Below are 19,984 nucleotides of genomic sequence, written 5' to 3' on the forward strand. Positions count from 1 at the left end.
AAGGAGTAACCGATGCGCAAATACGTAGGTGAAAGGGTGAAAAAGCTGCGTGAGGCACAGGGGCTGGCGCTGGAGCAGGTCTGCAAATTGACCGGCATCCCCGCCGACCAATTGCGCGCCATCGAGGAAGGCGAATCGGTGCCGGCCATCGGCGTGGTGATCAAACTCTCGCGGGTGCTCGGCTCCCGGATGGAGGGGCTGCTGCACGGCGGAGGGATGGTCTCCGAATCGCTCACCATCTGCCGCTCGGGCGAGTCGCTCGTCCCCGAACAGGGCGATACCAACCAGGGGTACGCCTACAAGTCGCTCACCCGTCCCGGGACCGCCGGGCACCTCATGGAGCCGTTCCTGCTCTCCTTCGATCCCCATTCCGAGCCGGGAGTGCCGATCAGCCACGACGGCCAGGAGTTCGTCTTCGTACTGGACGGCGAAATAGAGCTCTTCTACGACGGGCAGAGCTATCGCCTGGCGCGCGGCGACAGCGCCTACCTGGACGCCTCCCGCCCCCACACCTTTCACGGCCTGGGCGACCGGCTGGCCCAGATGATGGCGGTGGTCAGCTCCGGCTAACGCCTCTTTTTCCTTCCACGGCTACCGCCAAAGGTGATACTTTGTCGGCATGTCCTGGAAAGTCATCGAAAACCGACGCAAAACCTTGGCAGGAGAGAGCGGAGTGCTGCAGCAAAAGCGCGGCGGCCGCCTCTCCTGCTGCGTGGTCTACCCCAACCGCTACCATTCCGCAATGAGCAACCTCGGGTTCCAGACGGTGTACGCACTGTTGAACGAACACCCCGAGGTGGTCTGCGACCGCGCCTTTCTCCCCGACCGCGAGGAGTTGGCTGAGCTGGATCGCACCCGCGGGACGCTCCTCTCGCTGGAAACCCAGCGACCGCTCTCCTCTTTCGATCTCATAGCCTTCTCGGTCTCCTTTGAAAGCGATTACCTGAACATCCCGGCGATCTTCCGGCTCTCGGGCATTCCGCCGCTTGCCGCAGAACGCTCTCCTTTGCAGCCCCTGGTGCTTGCCGGCGGCGCCGCCCTCTTTCTCAATCCGGAGCCGGTAGCCCCGCTTTTGGATCTGGTCTGCATCGGCGAGGCGGAACCGCTGCTCCCGGCAGTCGTCGACCTCCTTCTCGAGGGGGCGGAGCATCGGGACGACCTGCTCGAGCGGGCCGCGCAGCTCCCGGGAGTCTACGTCCCCGCCCTCTACGAGCCGGTCTATGATGGCTGCCGCCAGCTGGCCTTCAAGGCACGCTCCGGGGCCCCCGACAGGGTGCCTCGCATCTGGGATCCCGATATCGAGGCGCGCCCCACGGTGACCGAGATCCACACCGAGGCCACCGAGTTCTCCGGGATGCACCTGGTGGAGCTGTCGCGTGGTTGCCCGCGTGCCTGCCGCTTCTGCGCCGCCGGGTTCATCTACCTGCCGTACCGTACCAGGTCGGTGGATGTCGTGCGCGAGGAGGTGCTGAAGGGCGTTGCGGAAGGGCGCAAGGTGGGGCTCGTCGCTGCGGCAGTATCGGACTACCGCGGCATCGGTTCGCTCTGCCAGGAGATCATCGCTGCGGGCGGGACCTTCTCGGTCTCCTCGTTTCGGATCGATCACCTCGACTCCGCCATGATCGAGGCGCTCAAGGCCAGCGGACAGAAGACGGTGGCGCTCGCCCCGGAAGGCGGCTCGCAAAGGCTGCGCGACCTGATCCGCAAGGGGATCGACGAGGAGCAGATCCTCTCGGCCTGTGACCTCTTGATTGGCCACGACATCCTGAACCTGAAGCTCTACTTCATCATCGGGCTCCCCACCGAGACCGACCAGGATCTCGAGGAACTGGTCGCGCTGGTATTGAAGATCCGGGAGCGCGTGGTTACTGCGGCGAAGGCGAACAAGCGACTCGGCGAGATCCAGCTTTCGGTGAACCCGTTCATCCCCAAGCCGTTCACCCCGTTTCAGTGGTGCGGCATGGAGGAGATCAAGAGCATCGAGAAAAAATGGAAGTTTTTGCAGAAGGCCTTCGGCAAACACGCCAACCTGCGCATCCAGATGGAGAGCCCCCGCGAGGCCTACCAGCAGGCGCTCTTCTCGCGCGGCGACCGCAGGCTGGCAGCGCTGCTCATCGCGGCGGACCGGCAGGGTAACTGGAAGAGCGCCCTGCGGGAACTCGACTTCGACAGTGACAGCTTCGTCTACCGGGACATTCCGCTCGACGAGATGCTACCCTGGTCATTCATCGACGGCGGCGACGATGCGCGGCTGGTGCGGGAGTATCGGCGGGCGTTCGGACTGCCGCTTGGCGAGGGGGAGGTCGGGGAGGATAACCTGTAGGGGGGAATAATCATCCGCCCAGCGCGCCGTTAGGCGCGTAAAAACAGGCGCTCGGCATCTGCCTGGGCTTCGTGTCGGTTCTCCCCTGCAGAAGAGCCGGGGCGAATGATTATTCGCCCCAACGGGATCACCGAAGTCGTACGTTTACCGGAAAAACAGAAGGCCCGGACGAGCTGAACGCTCGGAACCGGGCCTTTTGTTGTGGTCTACGTGCTGAAACTGCAGACGCAGCATGCTGCGCCTTTTGTCTTAGTTGAAGAAGAACCTCGCGCCTACGGTGAAGGAGAGGTTGGACGGGTCGAAGCTGCCGACCTTGGCGCCGTTGTAGTTCTTCACGTCGGCCGAGAAGGCCTCGACACCGTTGAGCTCTGCGGTCAGAGCGACCTGGCGCTGCAGGAAGTAATCGACACCGGCGGAGATGTGCAGGCCAAGGACGGTCTCGGAGGTGTTGTGCGGCAGGTCGTTGATCAGTACGTTCAGGCCGCCGCCGAAGTAGGGGACCAGGCGCTGCCGCTCCGGCAGACGGTACTGCGCGCCGATGGAGAGGTTGGTGACCTCGGCGTCGCCGTAGGTGCCGGCGTGAAACGAAGAACGGGTGATATCGAGTTCGGCGGCGATGTTGTCGTCGACACCGAAAAGGATCCCGCCACCGCCGATAAAGCCGGCATCGGTTTTTACCACCAGGGTTCCGACACCCGGAACATCGAGCTCGCTGTTCGCGGGATTGATGACGCCGACACGACCGGTCACGGCAACGCGACCACGCAGGTCACTGGCGTTCGCGGTACCAGCCACCAGGGTGGCCAGCAGGGCGCAGGCGGCAAGAGAAAACAGTTTACGCATCAGTATCCTCCATGTTTTTGTGTAATGAATAACAGCTTGCGCAGTCTAAGACAAAAGCGGCTCCCCATCAAGCGAAAAGCCTGTTCCCTCTAAGGAAACAGGCTTTTTTTGCCGCCAGGGCCGACGCGAACTAACCGATAAGATTGATGGTTTCCTTGACCGCCTTCTCGATGCCGACGGCGGCCTCCGCGATGCTTCCTGCCAGCATGTAGGCGGGAGTCGAAACGATCTTGTGCTCCCGGTCCACCACGAATTCGCTGACGGGGCAAGGGACGTGCTTGCTGCCGGTGGCGTTGATGGCCTCCGCGGTTTCCTCGTCAGTTCCGATGGTAAGCTGGGGAGCCAGGTCCCTTCCCAAGGCGAGGGCGAGCACCGACGGGGCGATGCAGATGGCGCAGATCGGCTTCTTGGCCAGGGCCATCTCTTTCACCAGGCGGAGCACATCCGGTTGCACCGCGCCCTGCGGCCCGTCGAAGGCGAAGCTGCACAGGTTCTTGGCGGCGCCGAAGCCGCCGGGCAGGATCAACGCATCGAGTTCTGCCACCTTGGCGTCTTTAACGTCGGCGATCTCGCCACGTGCGATTCGGGCAGCCTCGATGAGCGCGTTGCGCTTCTCGCCGGTCTCCTGCATGGTCAGGTGATTTACTTCGTTGAGTTCCATATCCGGAGCAAGGCAGACAGCCTTGGCACCGCTTCGGTCGATGGCGAGCAGGGTGAGCACCGCCTCGTGAATCTCACTACCATCGCGGACTCCGCAGCCCGAGAGTATCACGCCGATTCTTTTCATATACGTCCCCTCCGGTCTCATAGATGTCCCGTCTACGGGATGTGGAGATATTCTATTCGGTATGCCGTTTACGTGCAAGGCCTTTGTAATGGAAATCTTCCAATGTTTGTCGCGCGTCGTGTTGGTGACTCAATTCCCAACCTGGAACTGAGAACCTAAAAGCGGAGAGTCAGTAGTCGATCCTTCTTGACTGAGTGTCGAAGATACCCTAGTCTGCAGCCGTCTCAGTGCTGCGACTCGCCATATCGGATACGACCATGTCTCTTGCCTCACAACCTTTCCCTGAAGTGAAGATCGAACGTTGCACCGGTTGCGGACGCTGCGTCGCCGCATGCCCGGAGCGCCTCTTTACCTTGGAAGTGACAGGCTACCGCAAACACGCGGCACTGCCCGCACCCGAACGCTGCACCCAGTGCGGCAAGTGCCTGGTGGAATGCCCCTTCAACGCCCTTTCCTGAGTCTCCCTCGCTAGCTCTTCTGCAGGCTGTCCACCTGTGCCAGCTTCGGGAAGAGCTTCATCCACAACAGCACCACCACGATGGTGCCGATCCCCCCGATGAGTACCGCCGGCACCGTTCCGAAGAGTGCCGCGGTCGTCCCCGATTCGAATTCCCCCAACTGGTTCGAGGTGCCGATGAACATCGAGTTGACCGCGCTTACCCGGCCGCGCATCTCGTCGGGCGTCTCGATCTGTACCAGGGAGCTGCGGATAACCACGCTGATCACGTCGGATGCCCCGAGTACCACCAGGGTGGCGACCGAGAGGGCGAACGAGGTGGAAAGCGCGAAGACGATGGTGGCGACGCCGAAGATGAAGACGCTGATGAACATGGTGCGACCCACCCGGTGCCTTAGCGGCGTGCGGGCCAGGAATACCGACATTCCCAAGGCCCCCAGAGCGGGTGCCGCACGTAAGAGCCCGAGCCCCTGTGGCCCGGTGTGCAGGATGTCGCGCGCGTAGACCGGCAGGAGCGCCGTGGCACCTCCTAAAAGCACCGCGAAGAGGTCCAGCGAGATGGCACCGAGGATCTCAGGGCGGCTGCGGATGAAGGCGATGCCGGCGAACAGGGAGGAGAGGCTCACCGGTTCGCGCTTTGACGCGGCGCGCTCGACGCGGATCAGCGAGACCATCACGCAGGCCGTCAGAAAGAGCAGGCTCGCCAGGGCGTACACCGTGGTAGGTCCGAGTACGTAGAGGATGCCGCCCAATGCCGGGCCGACGATGCTGGCAGTCTGGTTCGCAGACGCGGACCAGGCGGCGGCCCGGGGAATCAGTTCCTGCGGTACCAGGGTCGGTACCAGCGCCTGCATGGTCGGGCTCTCGAAGGCGCGGGCAGCTCCTGTCACAAAGACGGTCACCAGGATCGCTTCCTTGGTGATCCACCCGCTGTAACTGCCGAGGGCAAGAAAGGCGAGGGCGGCTCCTTCGATGACCTGGCAGATGGCACAGATGCGGCGCCGGTCGTAGCGGTCGGCGACGTGCCCCACGGCGAGGGTGAGGAGCAGCATGGGGAGAAACTGGGCGAGGCCCACGAGCCCCAGGTACCAGGCGCTGCCGGTCAGGTGGTAGATCTGCCATCCGACGGCGACCCCCTGCATTTGGAACGAGATGGTGGAGCTTACCCTGGCCAGCCAGAAGAAGCGAAAGGCGGGGTGACCTAAAACGGATTGCTGCTGGTGTGGGTCGGCAGACATGAAACCTCGATTCTTGCTGCAGCAATTGACAAGAAAAAGCCGCTCTTTCATACTTTACAAGTAAAGTGTTGAGCTGAGAAGAAGCTGGGTTGGAGATTAACTCACAAAAAAGTGCAAGAAAGGAGGACGCTATGCTCTTATTTGTCCAGCAGAACAAGGTCCATCACTATCCGGTGGAGAAAAACTGCAGTGCAGTGTATCAGAACGAGCAGTTGCGCGATACCGTTCCACACGATGCCAAGCCCTGTCCCTATTGCATGAACGTCTGGCCAGAGAGTAAGGACAAAAGGATTACTGCTTAAGTTTGTGCGGGTCGTGTAGAGAGGACGCAACGCACCTTGGAGGCAGAGGCGACCTCCTCCTCACGTTTCCCCCTTTGCGGAGGGGGACAGGGGGGGCTTTGCTCTTGGTGGCTCCAGTACCCTCTTTTGAGGGTACAAGCTAAGAAACAAAAAGGCCGCCTTCCCAAACGGAAAAGGCGGCCTTTTTGTTGATGGTGATCCCAAGGGGACTTGAACCCCTGTTACCGACGTGAAAGGCCGGTGTCCTAACCACTAGACGATGGGACCGAGAAGCAAAACAGGCTAAGGTGAAACCTTAACCTGTCTTAGTGAGGAGCTGGTGAGCCGCGTTGGGATCGAACCAACGACCACCTGATTAAAAGTCAGGTGCTCTACCGACTGAGCTAGCGGCTCCTATCTTCTCTTCCTACTGTGCAGCATCGCAAAAAAAGCCCCGAAGAAGCTCGGGGCGTTCTTTTCGAATGGCGTCCCCAGCCGGATTTGAACCGGCGTCGCCGCCGTGAAAGGGCGGTGTCCTGGGCCGGGCTAGACGATGGGGACGGAACTGGTGAGCCGCGTTGGGATCGAACCAACGACCACCTGATTAAAAGTCAGGTGCTCTACCGACTGAGCTAGCGGCTCTAATGTTCCCTGCAGAAGCAAGAACAACCTTATAGCAAATTAGATTCTGAGGGTCAATACCTTTTTTGCAGAAAAATTACCCTGCGAACGGGTTGCGCAGGATGATGGTCTCGCTGCGCCGCGGCCCCACGGAAACGAGGACCACCGGTGCGCCGGAGAGCTCCTCGATGCGCTTGATGTAGCTCTGGGCGTTTTCCGGCAACTCGGCCAGCGACTTCGCGCCGGTGATGTCCTCAGTCCAGCCCGGGAACTCCTGGTAGATCGGGCGGCACTGTTCCATGATCTCGAGGCTCGCCGGGACTTCGTCGAGCACCTGGCCGTTGTGGGTGTACCCGGTGCAGACCTTAACGGTCTCGAGGCCGGACAGGACGTCCAGCTTGGTGATGGCGATGCCGGAGAGACCGTTGACGCGGACCGCGTAGCGTGCCACCAGGGCGTCGTACCAGCCGCAGCGGCGCGGGCGGCCGGTGGTGGAGCCGAACTCGCGGCCGGCCTGGCGCAGCGCCTCACCGGTCTCGTCTTCCAGTTCGGTCGGGAACGGGCCGCTCCCCACGCGGGTCGCGTAGGCCTTGGCGATGCCGATCACCTCGTGGATCTCGCGCGGGCTCACGCCGCTGCCGGTGCAGGCGCCGCCGGAGCAGGTCGAGGAGGAGGTCACGTACGGGTAGGTGCCGTGGTCGACGTCCAGCAGCGTCCCCTGGGCCCCTTCAAAGAGCAGGCTCTTGCCGGCCTGGATCTCCTTGTGCAGCAAGAGCGAGGTGTCGGCGGCGTACTTGCGCAGGGTCTCTGCGTACCCCATGTACTCCTCGTAGATCTCCTCGAAGGTGAAGGGCTTGTCGTTCAAGAGCTGGGTGAGGATCAGGTTCTTCTCGTCGAGGATCTCCTTCACCTTGCGGGAGAAGGCCTTCTCGTCCAGGAGGTCCATGAGCCTGATGCCGCGGCGGCCGATCTTGTCCTCGTAGGCGGGACCGATGCCGCGACCGGTGGTGCCGATCTTCTTGGCGCCGCTTTTCGCCTCGCGGGCGATGTCGATGCGCTTGTGGTACGGCATGATGATGTGCAGTGACTCGGAAAGGCGCAGCATGCTGTCGTCTTTCAGGTAGCCGTTGGCTTTGAGCTTGGTGATCTCCATGATGAAGACTTCGGGATCGAGCACCACGCCGTTGCCGATGATGCAACGCTTCCCTTCGTGCAGGATGCCGGAGGGAATCAGGTGCAGGATGACCTTCTCGTCACCCACCACCAGCGTGTGGCCGGCGTTGTTGCCCCCCTGGTAGCGCACTACGTTGTCGGCGAATTCCGTGTAGATGTCGACGACCTTCCCTTTTCCTTCATCGCCCCATTGGGCCCCGATTACGACGACGTTAGCCATGATTTTCCCCTTGTGAATCGAATTTCAGATCCAGACTCTTTTCGAACAGCGCTTCGCGCGGCAGCGTTATGGCGCGCCGGTCGGCGACCCTGACCACGTACACCTGGTCGGCAGGGCACTCCTCGGCGCCGATCACCAAAAGCCAGCGAATGTCCATTTTCTTGGCGTAGCTAAACGAGCTCTCGAAGTCACGTTTGATGATGTCCCGTGCGCAGGAATACCCCAGGGCCCTGAGCTGCTGGGCGATTTCCAGCGCTTCCCGGCGTTCGTCCTTCTGGTTGAAGATCAAAAAGTCGCGGCTGCGGCTTGCCTCCACGTCCGGGCGCTTGGAGAGGCTCGCCAGCAGCGCCATGATGTTGAAGGCAAAGCCGGTGGCCGGAGCCGGGAAACCGTATTTCGCGGTAAGGTCGTCGTAGCGGCCGCCTGAACAGACCGCCTCGCCCAGTCCCGGCACGAACCCTTCGAAGGTGATCCCGGTGTGGTAGTCGAGGCCGCGGATCTCGCCGAGATCGACGGTGAGGTAATCGGAGACGCCGTAGATGTCGAGGATCTCCAAGACCTGGCTCAGGTTATCAAGCGCTTTCAGCGAGCGCTCGTTGGTCACCGCGCGCCGAGCCTCGTCGACCACCTCGCGGCCGCCGTAGAGGCGGGGGAGCAGCAGGATCGCCTCTTTCACCCGCTCGGGGACCGGCTGCGCCTCGAGGATGCTGCGCACTGCCGAGACGTCCTTCTTGGAGATCGCCTCCTGCAACTGGAACTGGGCGGCCGGGGCGAGCCCCGAGGCCTCCATGATGCCCCGGTAGAAGCCCACCTGTCCCAGGTCGATCTTGAAACCGGAGAAGCCGAGGTTCTTCAGCACCTCCACCGCCATCGCCACCATCTCGGCATCAGCCTCGGGTGCGTCCAGGCCGATCAGCTCTACGCCGGACTGGAAGATCTCGCGGCTGCGGCCGGATTGCATCTCCGCCTGGCGCAGCACGCGCCCGTTGTAGTAGAGGCGGTGGGGGAGGGGCTGGGCGTGCATCCTGGTCGCCACGATGCGGGCCACCTGCGGGGTGATATCGGGGGGGATCGCCAGCAGCCGGCCGGTCTGCCGGTCGTCGAAGCGGAAGGTCTTGCCGCGCAGTTCCTCGCCCATGCCGAGGGCCAGGACTTCTTCGAACTCCAGAAGCGGGGTGATCATGCGGCGGAAGCCCCACAGGTCGAAGACCTGGTGGATGCGTGCCGCGATGTGGTTGATCTTGTCGGCCGTCTCCGGGAGGAAGTCGCTGACTCCCTTGGGAAGCGGCGCCTCTATGCAGGAAGGGTTGGTCACGGGAGGTTCCTAAAACAGGTTCTACGTTCTATGTCGAGAACCAGGCCTCGAGTCGCAAGGACGCGGTGCAACCTTTCGGAAAAGCGTTGCACCGCGCCGTTCAACGTAGCACCTGGAACGTAGAACATAGAACTGATTGTTGAGGTCGAAGCGAGAAAACCTAACAGCATACCCGGGGGAAGTCAACGATTAAATCCCCCGCAAAATTGCTAGTCGAGCTTCATCACGCGGACTGCCGAGCCGCCCTTGCTGAAGACCCCTTCCTTCTGGACCACTTCGAGCAGCAGCAGCTCGCGGGTAGCCGGTTTGAAGACGAAGTCGGCAAGGTAATTCTGGCTCTGCTTGGTCCTCCAGCGCTCCTCCAGGGAGGAGCCGGTCCAGGCGAAGCCGAAGACCGAGTACTTGGAGTAGGAGCGGCTGTTGCCGATCACGAAGAAGCCGGCGTTTTGCGGCACAACAACCTCTCCTTCTTTGGTCGTGTAGACCCGCTGGTCCAGGAAGCGCCAGCGCATTTTGTCGAAGGTGCTCCTGATGCTCTTGTCGTCCTCGCGCTGGAAGTAGGTCTCCGAACCGCCGAAACGCTCGCTGCTTCTCCAGAGCTCCTCGCCAGTGTCGGAGTAGACGATCAGGTAGCCGTCCGGGCTGGTAATGACCGGGTAGCTCTTTCCTTCAGGGCCGGGCACGCTGTTGTAGTTGTACAGGTTGGCCCAGCGCGGCAGCTTGATTGCCTTTACCTTCTCGATCTTGCCGTCCTTCTCGACGATCTCGTAAAGGTCGCCGTAGTAATCGTCGGTGAGGCTCATCTCCTGGGCGTACATCTTGACGGGGCCGCCGTCCAGGGCAATGGCGCGGAACATGTACGGGAGCTTTTCGGCAACCAGCTTCAGTTTGCCGTCCTGGTAGCTGTAGATCTGCGAAGAGGGGGCCTCGCCGTCGATGATGGTGACGAAAACGCGGGGATTGCCGCCCTGGTCCGGGCCGAGGGTGTCGATGGCGATCACTTTGCCGCGCTTGGTCAGTTCCACTTCAGCAAGCAGTTTCAGCGTCTTTTCCTGGCGGTACAGGCGCAGGGCGTGTGCCTCGGCCACGAAGTATTCGCGTCCCTGGGGACCTTCGTTGGCAATGGCGAGACCCTCCTGGGCGTTGGCCAGGCGCTGGCTTACCCAGGTGGTGACGCCGATGACGCCGGGCTCGGCCGACTGCTGCGCTGCCGCACCGTAAGGCGTCTGGACCACCGGGGGCGCCGGGACCGGTGCTGCAACCGGGGCCTTGGCAGGGGCCGCCTGGAAGTTCTGCGCTACGCCGGCCTTTACTTTGGATGCGATGCGGCTCAGGGCCGGAATCAACTCGTCCTGGCTCTCACCCTGTTCGAACACCGTGACGAGGGTGCGCTCGCTCTGCTTGGCGACCACGTCGAGGCTGAAGACTTTGCCGAGCTGGGTGTAGTTGCCCTGCACCACGACGTCGGCTTCCTGGGCGCTTGCCACCGGGACGATGGACTCCGAGGCGATGCGGGAGGCGAGCAGCGTCTGCAGGGTTTTCTTCAGCCCGGCGTTATCGGTGGGGGTAACCGCAAACTCGGAAACGTAGGCCTTGATCGGTGCAGCGGAGGCCAGTGAGGGAATAAGAGAGACGCAAACAAGGAGGAGGACGGCAAACAAAGATCGTTTCATTGTTGCTCCGCTTACGGTGAGATTTTCGAACGTCCGATTATCGCAGAGCAACCTGGTTAAGTCAAAAGAATTTGTGGATTTTTGAAGCTGTAACTGTAGCTTACATTGTCATGCGTGTTCTATCTGGTGAATGAGTGAGTGTGCAAATCAGTGCAAGTACTGATCGAGGAATTCCTTGTCAGAGAAGTGGACGCTGCAGCAACACAAAGGGCGAACCCTGTGTGGCGGTTCGCCCTTTGCTGTCGGTTGTCGGGAGCGCGTCTCACTTGCCGGGGCGCTCCAGTGTCTTCAACTCCTCCTGAGTCTCGGTGAGCTTTATCTGCAGCTTTTTCAACTCTTGTGGGGAGTAGACCCGTGTCCCTTTCCTGATCTCCTTGTCGAGACGGTGCATCCTGCGGTAGATGTCGTCGACCTGGTCGATGCAGTTGCGCGATGCGAGCAGGCACTCGTCCTTTTCGCTTTGGGTCTGGGCGTGGGCGGCCGTGCCGGCAAGCAGGAAAAGGGAGGTGCTGAGGATGACGGCGATTCTGGTCATAGCGGTGGCTCCTTTGTCCGGTTTAAATCTGCCTAGTTACCGCCTCCAAGTTCCATGTCCTTCAGCATATCCTGGGTTTCCTGGAGCTTGTCACGGAGCTTTTGCAACTCGGCGGGGGTGTAGACTCGGTTTCCCTTCTTGATCTCCTTGTCGAGTTTGTGCATCCGCTTGTAGATATCGTCGACTTGGGCGGTGCAGTTTTTGGACGCCAGCAGGCATTCGTCTTTCTGGCCCTGCGTCATCTCGGCAAAGGCCGGGACGCTCGACAGCATGAAGATTGCTGCAGCTACGGTGAGTGCCATGCGTTTCATTGTTCTCTCCTTTGTGACGGTAATGTTAATAAGGGTATATTAAAGCAGTCTTTTGATTGCTGTCAATAGGAGGAGAGCCAAAGGCAAAAAACTCGGTAATGTCTGGCGTGAAAAGACTTTTGAGAATAAGAAGGTGGGTGGGGGAAGTCAGAGGTTCAGCTTTGAGGAGTGGCCGCTGAGCCTGTGGCTGCAGGGGGGGACGGCTTTGACAGGCTGGTACCCCAACAAAGAAAAAGGCGAACCCCGGTAGGGTTCGCCTTTTTGGTGATGCTTCCTGCAACTGCTGCCCGGTGGGCAGCATGCGGGATTAGAATGCGTAGCTCAGCACGGTGCGGAAGGTGTACGGGTCTTTCTGGTTGGTCCCGTTGTAGTAGTTGCCCAGGACAACGTAGGCGCCCTGTACGCTGGCGGTCAGGTTGTCATAGAGTTTGTAACCAGCTTCGACGTTGAGCTCGGCACCCATCAGGACGCTACGGCCGGTGGTCGGCTTCACGGCGCCGTTGGCGACGCTGGTGACCGTGTCGTTGAGGTGAGCGTTCCTGGTCTCAGCAGCCCAGAGCACACCGGCGTTCACGCTGGCATAGGTCTTCGGGGTGATGTTGGCGTCGTAACCAGCGGTCAGCATGATCATACCCTGGTTGTTGTTGTTGGTGGTGGAAGCCAGCTGGCGGTCGGTGGTGGTACCCTGGGCAGCGGCGTTCCTGTTCAACAGCATCATGCCGGAGTCGTTGTAGGTGTTGAGCGAGGCGGTGCCGGCGGAAGCGATGCTGGTCACGCCGTCGCGGGTCTGCTGCAGGCTCTGCCATGCCTTGTTCTTGTTGGCGTTTTTACCGTCGTCACCGGAGGTGTACAGACCGGCAACCTTGGCGGTGCCCGGGCCCACCTTCATGCGGGCGGTTACGTTGGCAGCGATAGCGGACAGGTCAACAGCGTGGCCGTTGCCATTGATGCCGGTGGTGCCGCCTACGCGGTTGGCGATGGTACCCAGCTGGCCGGCGAGGAAGCCGCTCACGTTGAGGGCGCCGAAGGTTGCGTCAGCGTTGACACCCAGGGTGTGATCCAGCATGGTTGCAAAGTTGTCGCGGTAGTCGAACACGCCGTAGTAGTTGGCGCCCACGGCGATGTCTTTGGTTACGCTGTACTTGCCTTCCAGGATGACGAGGTCGAGGTTGTTGACGCCCATCTTGCCAGCAGCGGTTGCAGCGGCGGAATCGCTCTCGTAGCCACGGAAGTAGCCGAGGTTCATCTTGGCGTTCGGGCCGAACTTGGTAGCGGTGTAGATACCGGCCGCGTCGACATCGAACAGCACCCCTTTGAGGGAGTCCTTGATCGCCTGGGTACCGACCTTAACGTTGGTCGGGATGCCCGGGATGTTGAAGTCGAGGTGTACCCACTTGGTCTCCAGGTTGACAGCGTCGGTGTCGAGTGCGGCGCCGGAGTTGCGGAAGGTATCGTTCTGGGACTTGTCACCGAAGACGGAGTCGATCTCGAATGCTACAACCAGTTTGAGGTCGTCGTTAGCCTTGGCATTGTAGAACAGACGGGCGCGCTGCTCGAAGTAGTTGTTCGCAGAGGTGGTGGTCTTCGTTTTGAACAGGTTGCCAGCACTTGCATTGTCGATGTCCGACACGAAGTACTTCATCTTGTACATGCCGTGGAATTCGTTTTCCAGCGCCATTGCCGGGACTGCGGTTCCTGCGAGTGCACCGATTGCGGTCAGCGCGAGCAGAGTCTTCTTGAAGCTCATGGTTTACCTCCTGGGTTGATGGTCAGCTACGATTTAATTGCAATAGCCCGTTTTTGGTTTCCATACGGACTGTATGGACAGTGTCTGCTACTTGGAAAAAGGCCCTCGCTCCCACCATTTCAACTGAGTGGTAGCACGAGAGCCTGGTATTTGGTTAGGGTTTATTCATCAACGTCTGGCAACCTCGCGGGCAACAAGGGAGCTGCGCACGTCAAAGAATGTAAATGGAATTTCAAACCATTGTTATAGAATTGGCGCCAATATATAAACTTTGGGACAAAAGTCAACAAAAAAATCAAGCTACACCTACTTGTAACATCCCTCGGCGTGTTTCATCCGCAGATCTCGGTGAGCACTCCGCCGCTGCTTTTGGGGTGGATGAAGGCGATTTTTGCACCGTGGGCACCCTCGCGCGGCACCTCGTCGATCATCCGGGTGCCGCCGGCCTTGAGTTGCTCGATCGCCTTGGCAACATCGGGGACGCTGTAGGCGATGTGGTGCACGCCGGGGCCGTTCTTCTCGAGGAACTTGGCCACCGGACTGTCCGGCGCTGTTGGTTCCAGAAGTTCGATCTTTGATTCTCCGATTACCAGAAAGGCCACTTTCACTTTCTGGCTGGGTACTACTTCGGTACCTTTGAGAACCATACCAAGGGAGTCCCGGTAAAAGGGAACGGCCTCTTCAATCGAGTTAACAGCTATGCCAATGTGATTTATTTTGGTGAGCATGATCGAGTCCTTTTTTGACTCATAGGCTTTCCCTGCAAGAGGATAAACCAAAACCCGTTAAATGCAAGTCCTTATGCGGTTTTTTTCTGATCCAAGGGTTTCTTGCAGGATACAATTGCACATCTGAGTCTGTGGGATTAAGGTCTAAGATGTTAGAAAATAAAAGAAATAAAAAAAGAGCTGCTCCGCGTGTCAGTGAAGAGTAAGTGCCTGCAGTAGATAGGGAAAATACGATCTACCGACAGAAACTTTTGTCATCTTGGCGTCACGGGGCAGCTCTTGTTTACTAACTACTACAGTACTACGGTCTCACGGTGCACACCAAAGACTTCGCGCATCACGTTGGCGATCTCGCCGAGCGTAGCGTAGCTCTTCACCGCGTCCAGAATGTAGGGCATCAGGTTCTCGGTACCGCGGGCCGCTCCTTCCAACGCTTTAAGGGTTGCGGCAACCTTCGCCGCATCCCGGCCTGCTTTCATCTGCGCCAGCGTGGCCTTCTGGTTCAGCTCAACCTCTTCCTTCACCTTCAAGAGCCCCTCGGGCGCCTTCTCCTCGATGGTGAACTTGTTGACCCCCACGATGATGGTCTCGTTTTTCTCGATGGAGCGCTGGTAGGCGTAGGCCGAGTCCTGGATCTCCTTCTGCTGGAAGCCGCGGGAAATCGCCTCGACGGCGCCCCCCAGGGAATCGATCTTGTTGATGTAGGCCATCGCCTGCTCCTCGATCTTGTCGGTGAGCGATTCGACCAGGAAAGATCCGGCCAAGGGGTCGATTGAATCGGCGACCCCCGATTCGTAGGCGATCACCTGCTGGGTTCTCAGCGCAATGCGCACCGAATCCTCGGTGGGAAGTGCCAGCGCCTCGTCGCGCGAGTTGGTGTGCAGCGACTGGGTGCCGCCCAGGACCGCGGCGAGCGCCTGCAGGGTGACGCGCATGATGTTGTTGTCAGGCTGCTGCGCGGTGAGGGTGCAGCCGGCGGTCTGGGTGTGGAAACGCAGCATCTGGGAGCGCGGGTCCTTCGCCTTGAAACGGTCGCGCATGATCTTGCCCCACATGCGGCGGGCGGCGCGGAACTTGGCGACTTCCTCCAGGAGGTCGTTGTGGGCGTTGAAGAAGAAGGCGAGACGCGGTGCGAACTCGTCCACGTCGAGCCCCGCCTTGATGGCGGCTTCCACGTAGGCGATGCCGTCGGCCAGGGTGAAGGCCACTTCCTGCACTGCGGAGGAGCCTGCCTCGCGGATGTGGTAGCCGGAGATGGAGATGGTATTCCACTTGGGGACGTTGTCCTTGCAGTAGGCGAAGATGTCGGTGATGATGCGCATCGACTCCTTGGGGGGGTAGATGTAGGTGCCGCGCGCCATGTACTCCTTCAGGATGTCGTTTTGGATGGTGCCCGAGATCAGGTCCGGTGTGACCCCCTGCTTCTCGGCGACCGCAATGTACATGGCCAGGAGGATCGAGGCGGTGGAGTTGATGGTCATCGAGGTGGAGACCTTGTCCAGCGGGATCCCGTCGAAGAGCACTTCCATGTCGGCCAGAGAGTCGATGGCCACCCCCACCTTGCCGACTTCGCCGCGGCTCATCGAGGCGTCGGAGTCGTAGCCCATCTGGGTGGGGAGGTCGAAGGCGATGGAAAGACCGGTCTGGCCGGCGGACAAGAGGTACTTGTAGCGCTCGTTGGACTCTTTTGCGTTACCGAACCCCGCGTACTGGCGCATGGTCCAGAAGCGGCCGCGGTACATGGTCGGCTGCACGCCGCGGGTAAAGGGGAACTGGCCGGGGAACCCGAGCTTGTCCTGGTACCCGGGGTACTCGAAGGAGGGGGTGTAGCAGCGCTCCAGCTCGATGTCCGAGCTGTTGCGGAACGAGTGTTTGCGCTCCGGCGCCTTGGCGATGCTCTTCTCGACGGCTTTTTGCCATACCTGCTGCTGTTCGGATGTGCTCATCGTGTTCTCCTGGCCTGTGAAGTGGCGCTCCTGCGCTGACAGATAAAGGTGACAGCGGTGGTATGAACGTAGGCTTGCCGCTGACGGAAATTTTTTTTCTGATCTTGGACCTGCTGCATCGATAAAACAACGACTTTGGACGTTCTATTTTTAAAATAGTGATTTAAAATGTAGAATACAATGATTACAGCACGTTGTAAAGTTGTGCCTGGCTGATTTTGCCGCGTCTCGTTTTATTTTTGAAAAACCGCTGAAATGCTGATTTGGTTGTTAAAACAAAAAACAGGCCTAACGTGTTGTTTTGACGGCATTTGTGACGAAATTTTTACTTGCGTATCGCAAACGCAATCTGTATGTTTTAGAACAAAAAGCGACTGCAAAGCCTCATGAGGCTTCATAAGGAGACAGCCATGCAATGCCCCGTCTGCAAAAACCACGATAACGAAAGTACCGATCTGCGCTTCAACGGCTTCAGCGAGGGCCTGGTGGAGTGCCGTGTTTGCGGTACCACCTGGTCTGTGCACCACGGCATGATGGCCATCGTGAAGGACCCCAATGCGGATTCCTTCCTCGAGGCGCTCTCCGAGTCTGTCGAGGGCGACAACTTCTGCTTCGCCGCTGCGTAAATCGCGTACCGCGACACACCCGAAAGGGTGATTCCAGCTAACGACGAGGGCTCCAGATGGAAATCTGGAGCCCTTTTTGCGTTCAGGGCCGCGGGTTCGGAGCCCGCGGTGCGCCCCGGGAGAGGTCTCGCAACCTCACCCGAAGCCGGTGGTCAGCTCCCTACACCGCTGCTGCGCCGAGCGATTCGCCGGCGCTTTTCGCCTTCTTGGCTGCCGGTGCTGCGGCGCGTACCGGTTCGGAGAGTACCGCCTGCAGGTACTGGGAGGTGGTGGTCCGTTTCTCCTTCTCGAGCGCCGCGGTGTCCACCTCGACGAACACCTCGTCCGGGGAGACCTTGAAGAGCGGCTGCCCTTTGGAGACGATGGTGCCGTCGCCGGAGGTCATGATGATCTTGTCGATGGTGCCCGAGAACGGCGCGTACACCTTGTTGAACATCTTCATGACCTCGATGATGTAGAGCGGCTGCCCCTTCTCGAAGTGCATCCCCTCGGAGACGAACGGGGGCATCCCCGGCGCCTCCTGCCCGTAGTACATGCCACCGCACACCGCGACGATCTCGTCGGCCTTGGTTGCCGGCGGCGGGACCAGCACCTTCTTCATGCGGGCCTGCAGGTCCGGGTCGGTGAGGTACTCGGGGATGGTGATCTCCAGGTCCTCCTCCACCTTGAGGTCCCAGAACTTGGTGTGGAAGCCGACCTGGAACAGGATGCCCAAAAGCTCGAGGCCTGCTTCGTAGCCGAAGTGCGCGGAGCGGATCTGCTGCCACATATCGGCGTCGAAGCCCCCCTGCGGTTCCTCGTTGGCCAGGATGCCGGTCAGGGTGTGGTACTCGTCGCGGGCCAGGCCGAAGTGCTCGCGGATGGTCCTGGAGAAGCGCATCGCCTGCTGCAAGAGGTCGTTGTCGTGGCTCCAGATCATCTCGGCTGCCGGCTTGTGCGGGCGGTAGTTCATGTGCAGGTAGTCGTAGGTCTCCGCCAGCACCCCGACCGGGTTCCTGAGCCAGACCACCTTGCCGTTCTCCTCCAGGCGGAAGTTCTTGATGTTCATGGACAGCCAGCCGGAGAGCAGGTGCGGGTCGTTCAGGAGCCGCTCGATGGGGCGGGTGATCAGGGTCCCCTTGCGGTCCAACAGGCTCGACAGGTTCTTCACTTCCTTGGCCGCCACCTCGGGCTGGTCGGCATAGGCATCGCCGATCAGCTTGGTGTAGTGCTTCTTCATCTGCAGGAAGGCGTAGACCGGGTCGATCTTGTTGGCGGTCTCCTTCAAGAGCCCGACCAGCGTGAGGTAGGGGACCACGAAGCGGGTGGTCGGCTTCGCCATCACGTTGCGGCCCAGGAACCAGTTCACCAGGCCGTAGTGGAACTCGAGGTTGGTGGCCAAGTCGGTACCGCGGATCACCGCGGACTGGATCACGTCGCTCATCCGCTCGTAGGTGTCGCGGCGGTCCTCACCCTTGGTGAGCAAGAGGGCGATGTTCGAGTCGTAGGCGCCGGCTACCCGGTACTTGACGAACAGGCCGGTGTCCGGGTTCACCATGGAGATCCCCTGGTCGTCGCGGATCTCGCCTTCGATCGGCTTGGACCAGTAACGGATCATCCCGCCGGCGTGCGGGGACAGGGAGGCGTCGGTCGCATTGAGACGCGCCTCGACGGAGGCGTTGAAACGCACGATGCGCTCCGGACGCGGCAGACGCTCTTTGTGACGGGCCAAAAGGGCCATGGCCTCGACCAGGCTCTCCACCACGAAGAAGTCGTTGGCGTCGTCCGGGTTCACGAACTTGAGCGAGTAGCAGAGCTCGGTCACCCGGTGCTCCACCTGGATCCTGGTGTTCACCTCCATGAAGTAGTGGCGGTCGCGGTCCACGATGCACTCGAAGGTGGAGGCGGAGTCGAGCCCCACCGCCTTGCCGAAGCGCTCGCTCTCCTCTTCCATCCTCTTCAGGACCTTGAGGTCGCTCTCCAGGGCCTTCACCTCGGCGTCCTTGCCGGCGGCGCGGGCGCGCTCGATCTCGGTCATCAGCCCTTCCTGGGTGACCGACACCTCGAGGAGTTTCTGCTCGTGCATCTGCAGCGAGCAGTCGCGGCCGCCCAGGGCGATGCACCACTCGCCGTTACCCAGAAGCTGGATCTCGTTGTGGCGGGTCTGCTCGATGTTCAACTCGACGAGGACGTTTTTGTTGTCGCCGATGCCGTTGGCTTTAACCTCGTTCAGGATTTCGCGCACCAGGCCCGGGGCCTCGGAGGCTTCCTTCTTGATGAGCGCATCGTCGGCGTTTTTCGCGTGCAAGAGCCCGGCACCCAGAAGGCGCTGACCCTTGCCGCCACCGCCGCCGATCGCCTTCAGGCGCACGCGGGAGTTCGGGTACTTCTTGAACATCGCCTCGCACTCGGCCTGTACCTGTGCGCAGAGTTCCTCGATGGAGAAGAGGTCGACGCCGCGCTCGTAGGAGGCGTAGAGGATGTGGTCGGCGAGTTCCTCGAGCGAGAGTTTCGTGTCGCCGAGCACCGCGGGATCGCACTTGAGGCCGTCGGAGGTGGCGAGCGCGAGGAGCTTCTCGCGGGTCGGGTGCTTCTTCACGAGGGTGCGGGCGGTGACGTTGTCGATACCCGGGGTGACCGAGACGTTCACCGAGAGGGCGGTACGCTTGGCCTCGTCCTTCTTGCCGGCGCCGGACTGGGTGGCCGAGCAGGGGCCGATGAACTTGAGGCCGGCCTTCTCGATGGCCGCGACGAACTCGTCGTCCTCGGCCATGAAGCCGTAGCCGGCGAAGATGGAGTCGTAACCGTTATCGATTGCGATGGAGATGATCTGGTGGATGCGCTCGACGCGCTCCTCCTTGGAGGCCCCGGTGTAGTCGGGCACCCGGTGCACGCGGCGGGAGTCGGTGAGGGTCCTCAACTCCGGCGCCAGCGCGTTCGGGTAGACGATGGAGTCCTTCTCGGACAACAGGATGCCGAAGTGGGTGATCCCCATCTCGGCGTAGACGTCCATCGCCTCCTTGCGGATCGGTCCGCGGCAGACGATGAGCGGTTTGAGGTCCTCGCAGGCGAACGAAGCGACCCATTTCGAGGTCGAAGTGCCCAACCGGCGGTCCCGGTGGATCAGGGGATTCTTGGTGTAGCTGCCTAAAGTGTGTGCCATTGGTCTCTATCTCCGAAA

Annotated in this window: 16 protein-coding genes and 4 tRNA genes; 4 read left to right on the forward strand and 16 right to left on the reverse strand. The window is 60.6% G+C overall.

The annotated features are described in order from the left end of the window. Positions 1-12 precede the first annotated feature (12 nt). Together H7688_RS12585 and H7688_RS12590 are read left to right on the forward strand one after the other, a co-directional pair. On the forward strand, positions 13-570 hold the full coding sequence (locus tag H7688_RS12585; protein ID WP_183361465.1) for a cupin domain-containing protein: 558 nt from the start codon (positions 13-15) through the stop codon (positions 568-570). A 49-nt stretch (positions 571-619) separates the two neighbouring features. Continuing rightward, positions 620-2,323: a radical SAM protein gene (locus H7688_RS12590; protein ID WP_183361466.1), complete on the forward strand. Its 1,704-nt coding sequence runs from the start codon at positions 620-622 to the stop codon at positions 2,321-2,323. A 249-nt stretch (positions 2,324-2,572) separates the two neighbouring features. Here H7688_RS12590 and H7688_RS12595 read toward each other — a convergent pair whose 3' ends face one another. Together H7688_RS12595 and elbB are read right to left on the reverse strand one after the other, a co-directional pair. Continuing rightward, positions 2,573-3,166 (reverse strand): outer membrane beta-barrel protein, encoded by a 594-nt coding sequence (locus tag H7688_RS12595; RefSeq protein ID WP_183361467.1) that lies wholly within the window; start codon positions 3,164-3,166, stop codon positions 2,573-2,575. A 130-nt stretch (positions 3,167-3,296) separates the two neighbouring features. Next, the gene (gene elbB, locus H7688_RS12600; protein ID WP_183361468.1) at positions 3,297-3,953 is read right to left on the reverse strand and encodes an isoprenoid biosynthesis glyoxalase ElbB; all 657 of its coding nucleotides are present in this window, start codon (positions 3,951-3,953) and stop codon (positions 3,297-3,299) included. Positions 3,954-4,210: 257 nt separating this feature from the next. Between elbB and H7688_RS12605 the strand changes: the two genes are divergently transcribed. Then, on the forward strand, positions 4,211-4,411 hold the full coding sequence (locus H7688_RS12605) for a 4Fe-4S binding protein (protein ID WP_183361469.1): 201 nt from the start codon (positions 4,211-4,213) through the stop codon (positions 4,409-4,411). Between the two features lie 10 nt (positions 4,412-4,421). Here the strand turns inward: H7688_RS12605 and H7688_RS12610 are convergent, their stop codons facing one another. From H7688_RS12610 to H7688_RS12670, 13 genes are all read right to left on the reverse strand, one after another. Further along, a complete protein-coding gene (locus tag H7688_RS12610; protein WP_183361470.1) occupies positions 4,422-5,648 on the reverse strand; it encodes an MFS transporter in 1,227 nt (408 codons plus the stop codon). A gap of 494 nt (positions 5,649-6,142) precedes the next feature. Next, positions 6,143-6,217: transfer RNA gene (locus tag H7688_RS12615), tRNA-Glu, on the reverse strand. Between the two features lie 50 nt (positions 6,218-6,267). Further along, a tRNA-Lys gene (locus tag H7688_RS12620) sits at positions 6,268-6,343 on the reverse strand. Positions 6,344-6,412: 69 nt separating this feature from the next. Further along, positions 6,413-6,490 (reverse strand) — tRNA-Glu (locus H7688_RS12625). A 5-nt stretch (positions 6,491-6,495) separates the two neighbouring features. Continuing rightward, a tRNA-Lys gene (locus tag H7688_RS12630) sits at positions 6,496-6,571 on the reverse strand. 76 nt (positions 6,572-6,647) lie between these two features. Continuing rightward, positions 6,648-7,943: an adenylosuccinate synthase gene (locus H7688_RS12635; protein WP_183361471.1), complete on the reverse strand. Its 1,296-nt coding sequence runs from the start codon at positions 7,941-7,943 to the stop codon at positions 6,648-6,650. After that, a complete protein-coding gene (locus H7688_RS12640; RefSeq protein ID WP_183361472.1) occupies positions 7,936-9,258 on the reverse strand; it encodes an ATP phosphoribosyltransferase regulatory subunit in 1,323 nt (440 codons plus the stop codon). The genes H7688_RS12635 and H7688_RS12640 overlap by 8 nt, the downstream gene beginning before the upstream one ends. A 209-nt stretch (positions 9,259-9,467) precedes the next feature. Next, entirely contained in the window at positions 9,468-10,931 is a 1,464-nt protein-coding gene (locus H7688_RS12645) for a hypothetical protein (RefSeq protein WP_183361473.1), read from the reverse strand. Positions 10,932-11,193: 262 nt separating this feature from the next. Further along, positions 11,194-11,466: a hypothetical protein gene (locus tag H7688_RS12650; protein WP_183361475.1), complete on the reverse strand. Its 273-nt coding sequence runs from the start codon at positions 11,464-11,466 to the stop codon at positions 11,194-11,196. Positions 11,467-11,498: 32 nt separating this feature from the next. Continuing rightward, complete coding sequence (locus H7688_RS12655; protein ID WP_183361477.1) at positions 11,499-11,777, reverse strand: hypothetical protein; 279 nt, start codon at positions 11,775-11,777, stop codon at positions 11,499-11,501. Positions 11,778-12,084: 307 nt separating this feature from the next. Next, positions 12,085-13,524 carry a histidine kinase gene (locus tag H7688_RS12660; RefSeq protein ID WP_183361478.1) on the reverse strand — a complete coding sequence of 480 codons (1,440 nt, stop codon included), beginning with the start codon at positions 13,522-13,524 and terminating at the stop codon, positions 12,085-12,087. 332 nt (positions 13,525-13,856) lie between these two features. Next, positions 13,857-14,252, reverse strand: coding sequence for a methylmalonyl-CoA epimerase (mce, locus tag H7688_RS12665; RefSeq protein WP_183361479.1), 396 nt, complete (start codon positions 14,250-14,252; stop codon positions 13,857-13,859). Positions 14,253-14,545: 293 nt separating this feature from the next. Continuing rightward, on the reverse strand, positions 14,546-16,198 hold the full coding sequence (locus H7688_RS12670; protein WP_183361480.1) for an acyl-CoA mutase large subunit family protein: 1,653 nt from the start codon (positions 16,196-16,198) through the stop codon (positions 14,546-14,548). A gap of 410 nt (positions 16,199-16,608) precedes the next feature. Between H7688_RS12670 and H7688_RS12675 the strand changes: the two genes are divergently transcribed. After that, on the forward strand, positions 16,609-16,824 hold the full coding sequence (locus tag H7688_RS12675) for a hypothetical protein (RefSeq protein ID WP_183354606.1): 216 nt from the start codon (positions 16,609-16,611) through the stop codon (positions 16,822-16,824). Between the two features lie 160 nt (positions 16,825-16,984). Here the strand turns inward: H7688_RS12675 and H7688_RS12680 are convergent, their stop codons facing one another. Continuing rightward, complete coding sequence (locus H7688_RS12680) at positions 16,985-19,966, reverse strand: ATP-binding protein (RefSeq protein WP_183361481.1); 2,982 nt, start codon at positions 19,964-19,966, stop codon at positions 16,985-16,987. Positions 19,967-19,984: the final 18 nt, after the last annotated feature.

It is taken from the genome of Geomonas limicola (assembly GCF_014193675.1).
Lineage (GTDB): Bacteria > Desulfobacterota > Desulfuromonadia > Geobacterales > Geobacteraceae > Geomonas > Geomonas limicola.

Coding starts and splice junctions, on each gene's coding strand:
- H7688_RS12590 (WP_183361466.1), top strand. CDS start 620: ATGTCCTGGAAAGTCATCGAAAACCGACGCAAAACCTTGGCAGGAGAG.
- H7688_RS12610 (WP_183361470.1), bottom strand. CDS start 5,648: ATGTCTGCCGACCCACACCAGCAGCAATCCGTTTTAGGTCACCCCGCC.
- H7688_RS12655 (WP_183361477.1), bottom strand. CDS start 11,777: ATGAAACGCATGGCACTCACCGTAGCTGCAGCAATCTTCATGCTGTCG.
- H7688_RS12650 (WP_183361475.1), bottom strand. CDS start 11,466: ATGACCAGAATCGCCGTCATCCTCAGCACCTCCCTTTTCCTGCTTGCC.
- elbB (WP_183361468.1), bottom strand. CDS start 3,953: ATGAAAAGAATCGGCGTGATACTCTCGGGCTGCGGAGTCCGCGATGGT.
- H7688_RS12645 (WP_183361473.1), bottom strand. CDS start 10,931: ATGAAACGATCTTTGTTTGCCGTCCTCCTCCTTGTTTGCGTCTCTCTT.
- H7688_RS12605 (WP_183361469.1), top strand. CDS start 4,211: ATGTCTCTTGCCTCACAACCTTTCCCTGAAGTGAAGATCGAACGTTGC.
- H7688_RS12595 (WP_183361467.1), bottom strand. CDS start 3,166: ATGCGTAAACTGTTTTCTCTTGCCGCCTGCGCCCTGCTGGCCACCCTG.
- H7688_RS12680 (WP_183361481.1), bottom strand. CDS start 19,966: ATGGCACACACTTTAGGCAGCTACACCAAGAATCCCCTGATCCACCGG.
- H7688_RS12660 (WP_183361478.1), bottom strand. CDS start 13,524: ATGAGCTTCAAGAAGACTCTGCTCGCGCTGACCGCAATCGGTGCACTC.
- H7688_RS12675 (WP_183354606.1), top strand. CDS start 16,609: ATGCAATGCCCCGTCTGCAAAAACCACGATAACGAAAGTACCGATCTG.
- mce (WP_183361479.1), bottom strand. CDS start 14,252: ATGCTCACCAAAATAAATCACATTGGCATAGCTGTTAACTCGATTGAA.
- H7688_RS12635 (WP_183361471.1), bottom strand. CDS start 7,943: ATGGCTAACGTCGTCGTAATCGGGGCCCAATGGGGCGATGAAGGAAAA.
- H7688_RS12585 (WP_183361465.1), top strand. CDS start 13: ATGCGCAAATACGTAGGTGAAAGGGTGAAAAAGCTGCGTGAGGCACAG.
- H7688_RS12670 (WP_183361480.1), bottom strand. CDS start 16,198: ATGAGCACATCCGAACAGCAGCAGGTATGGCAAAAAGCCGTCGAGAAG.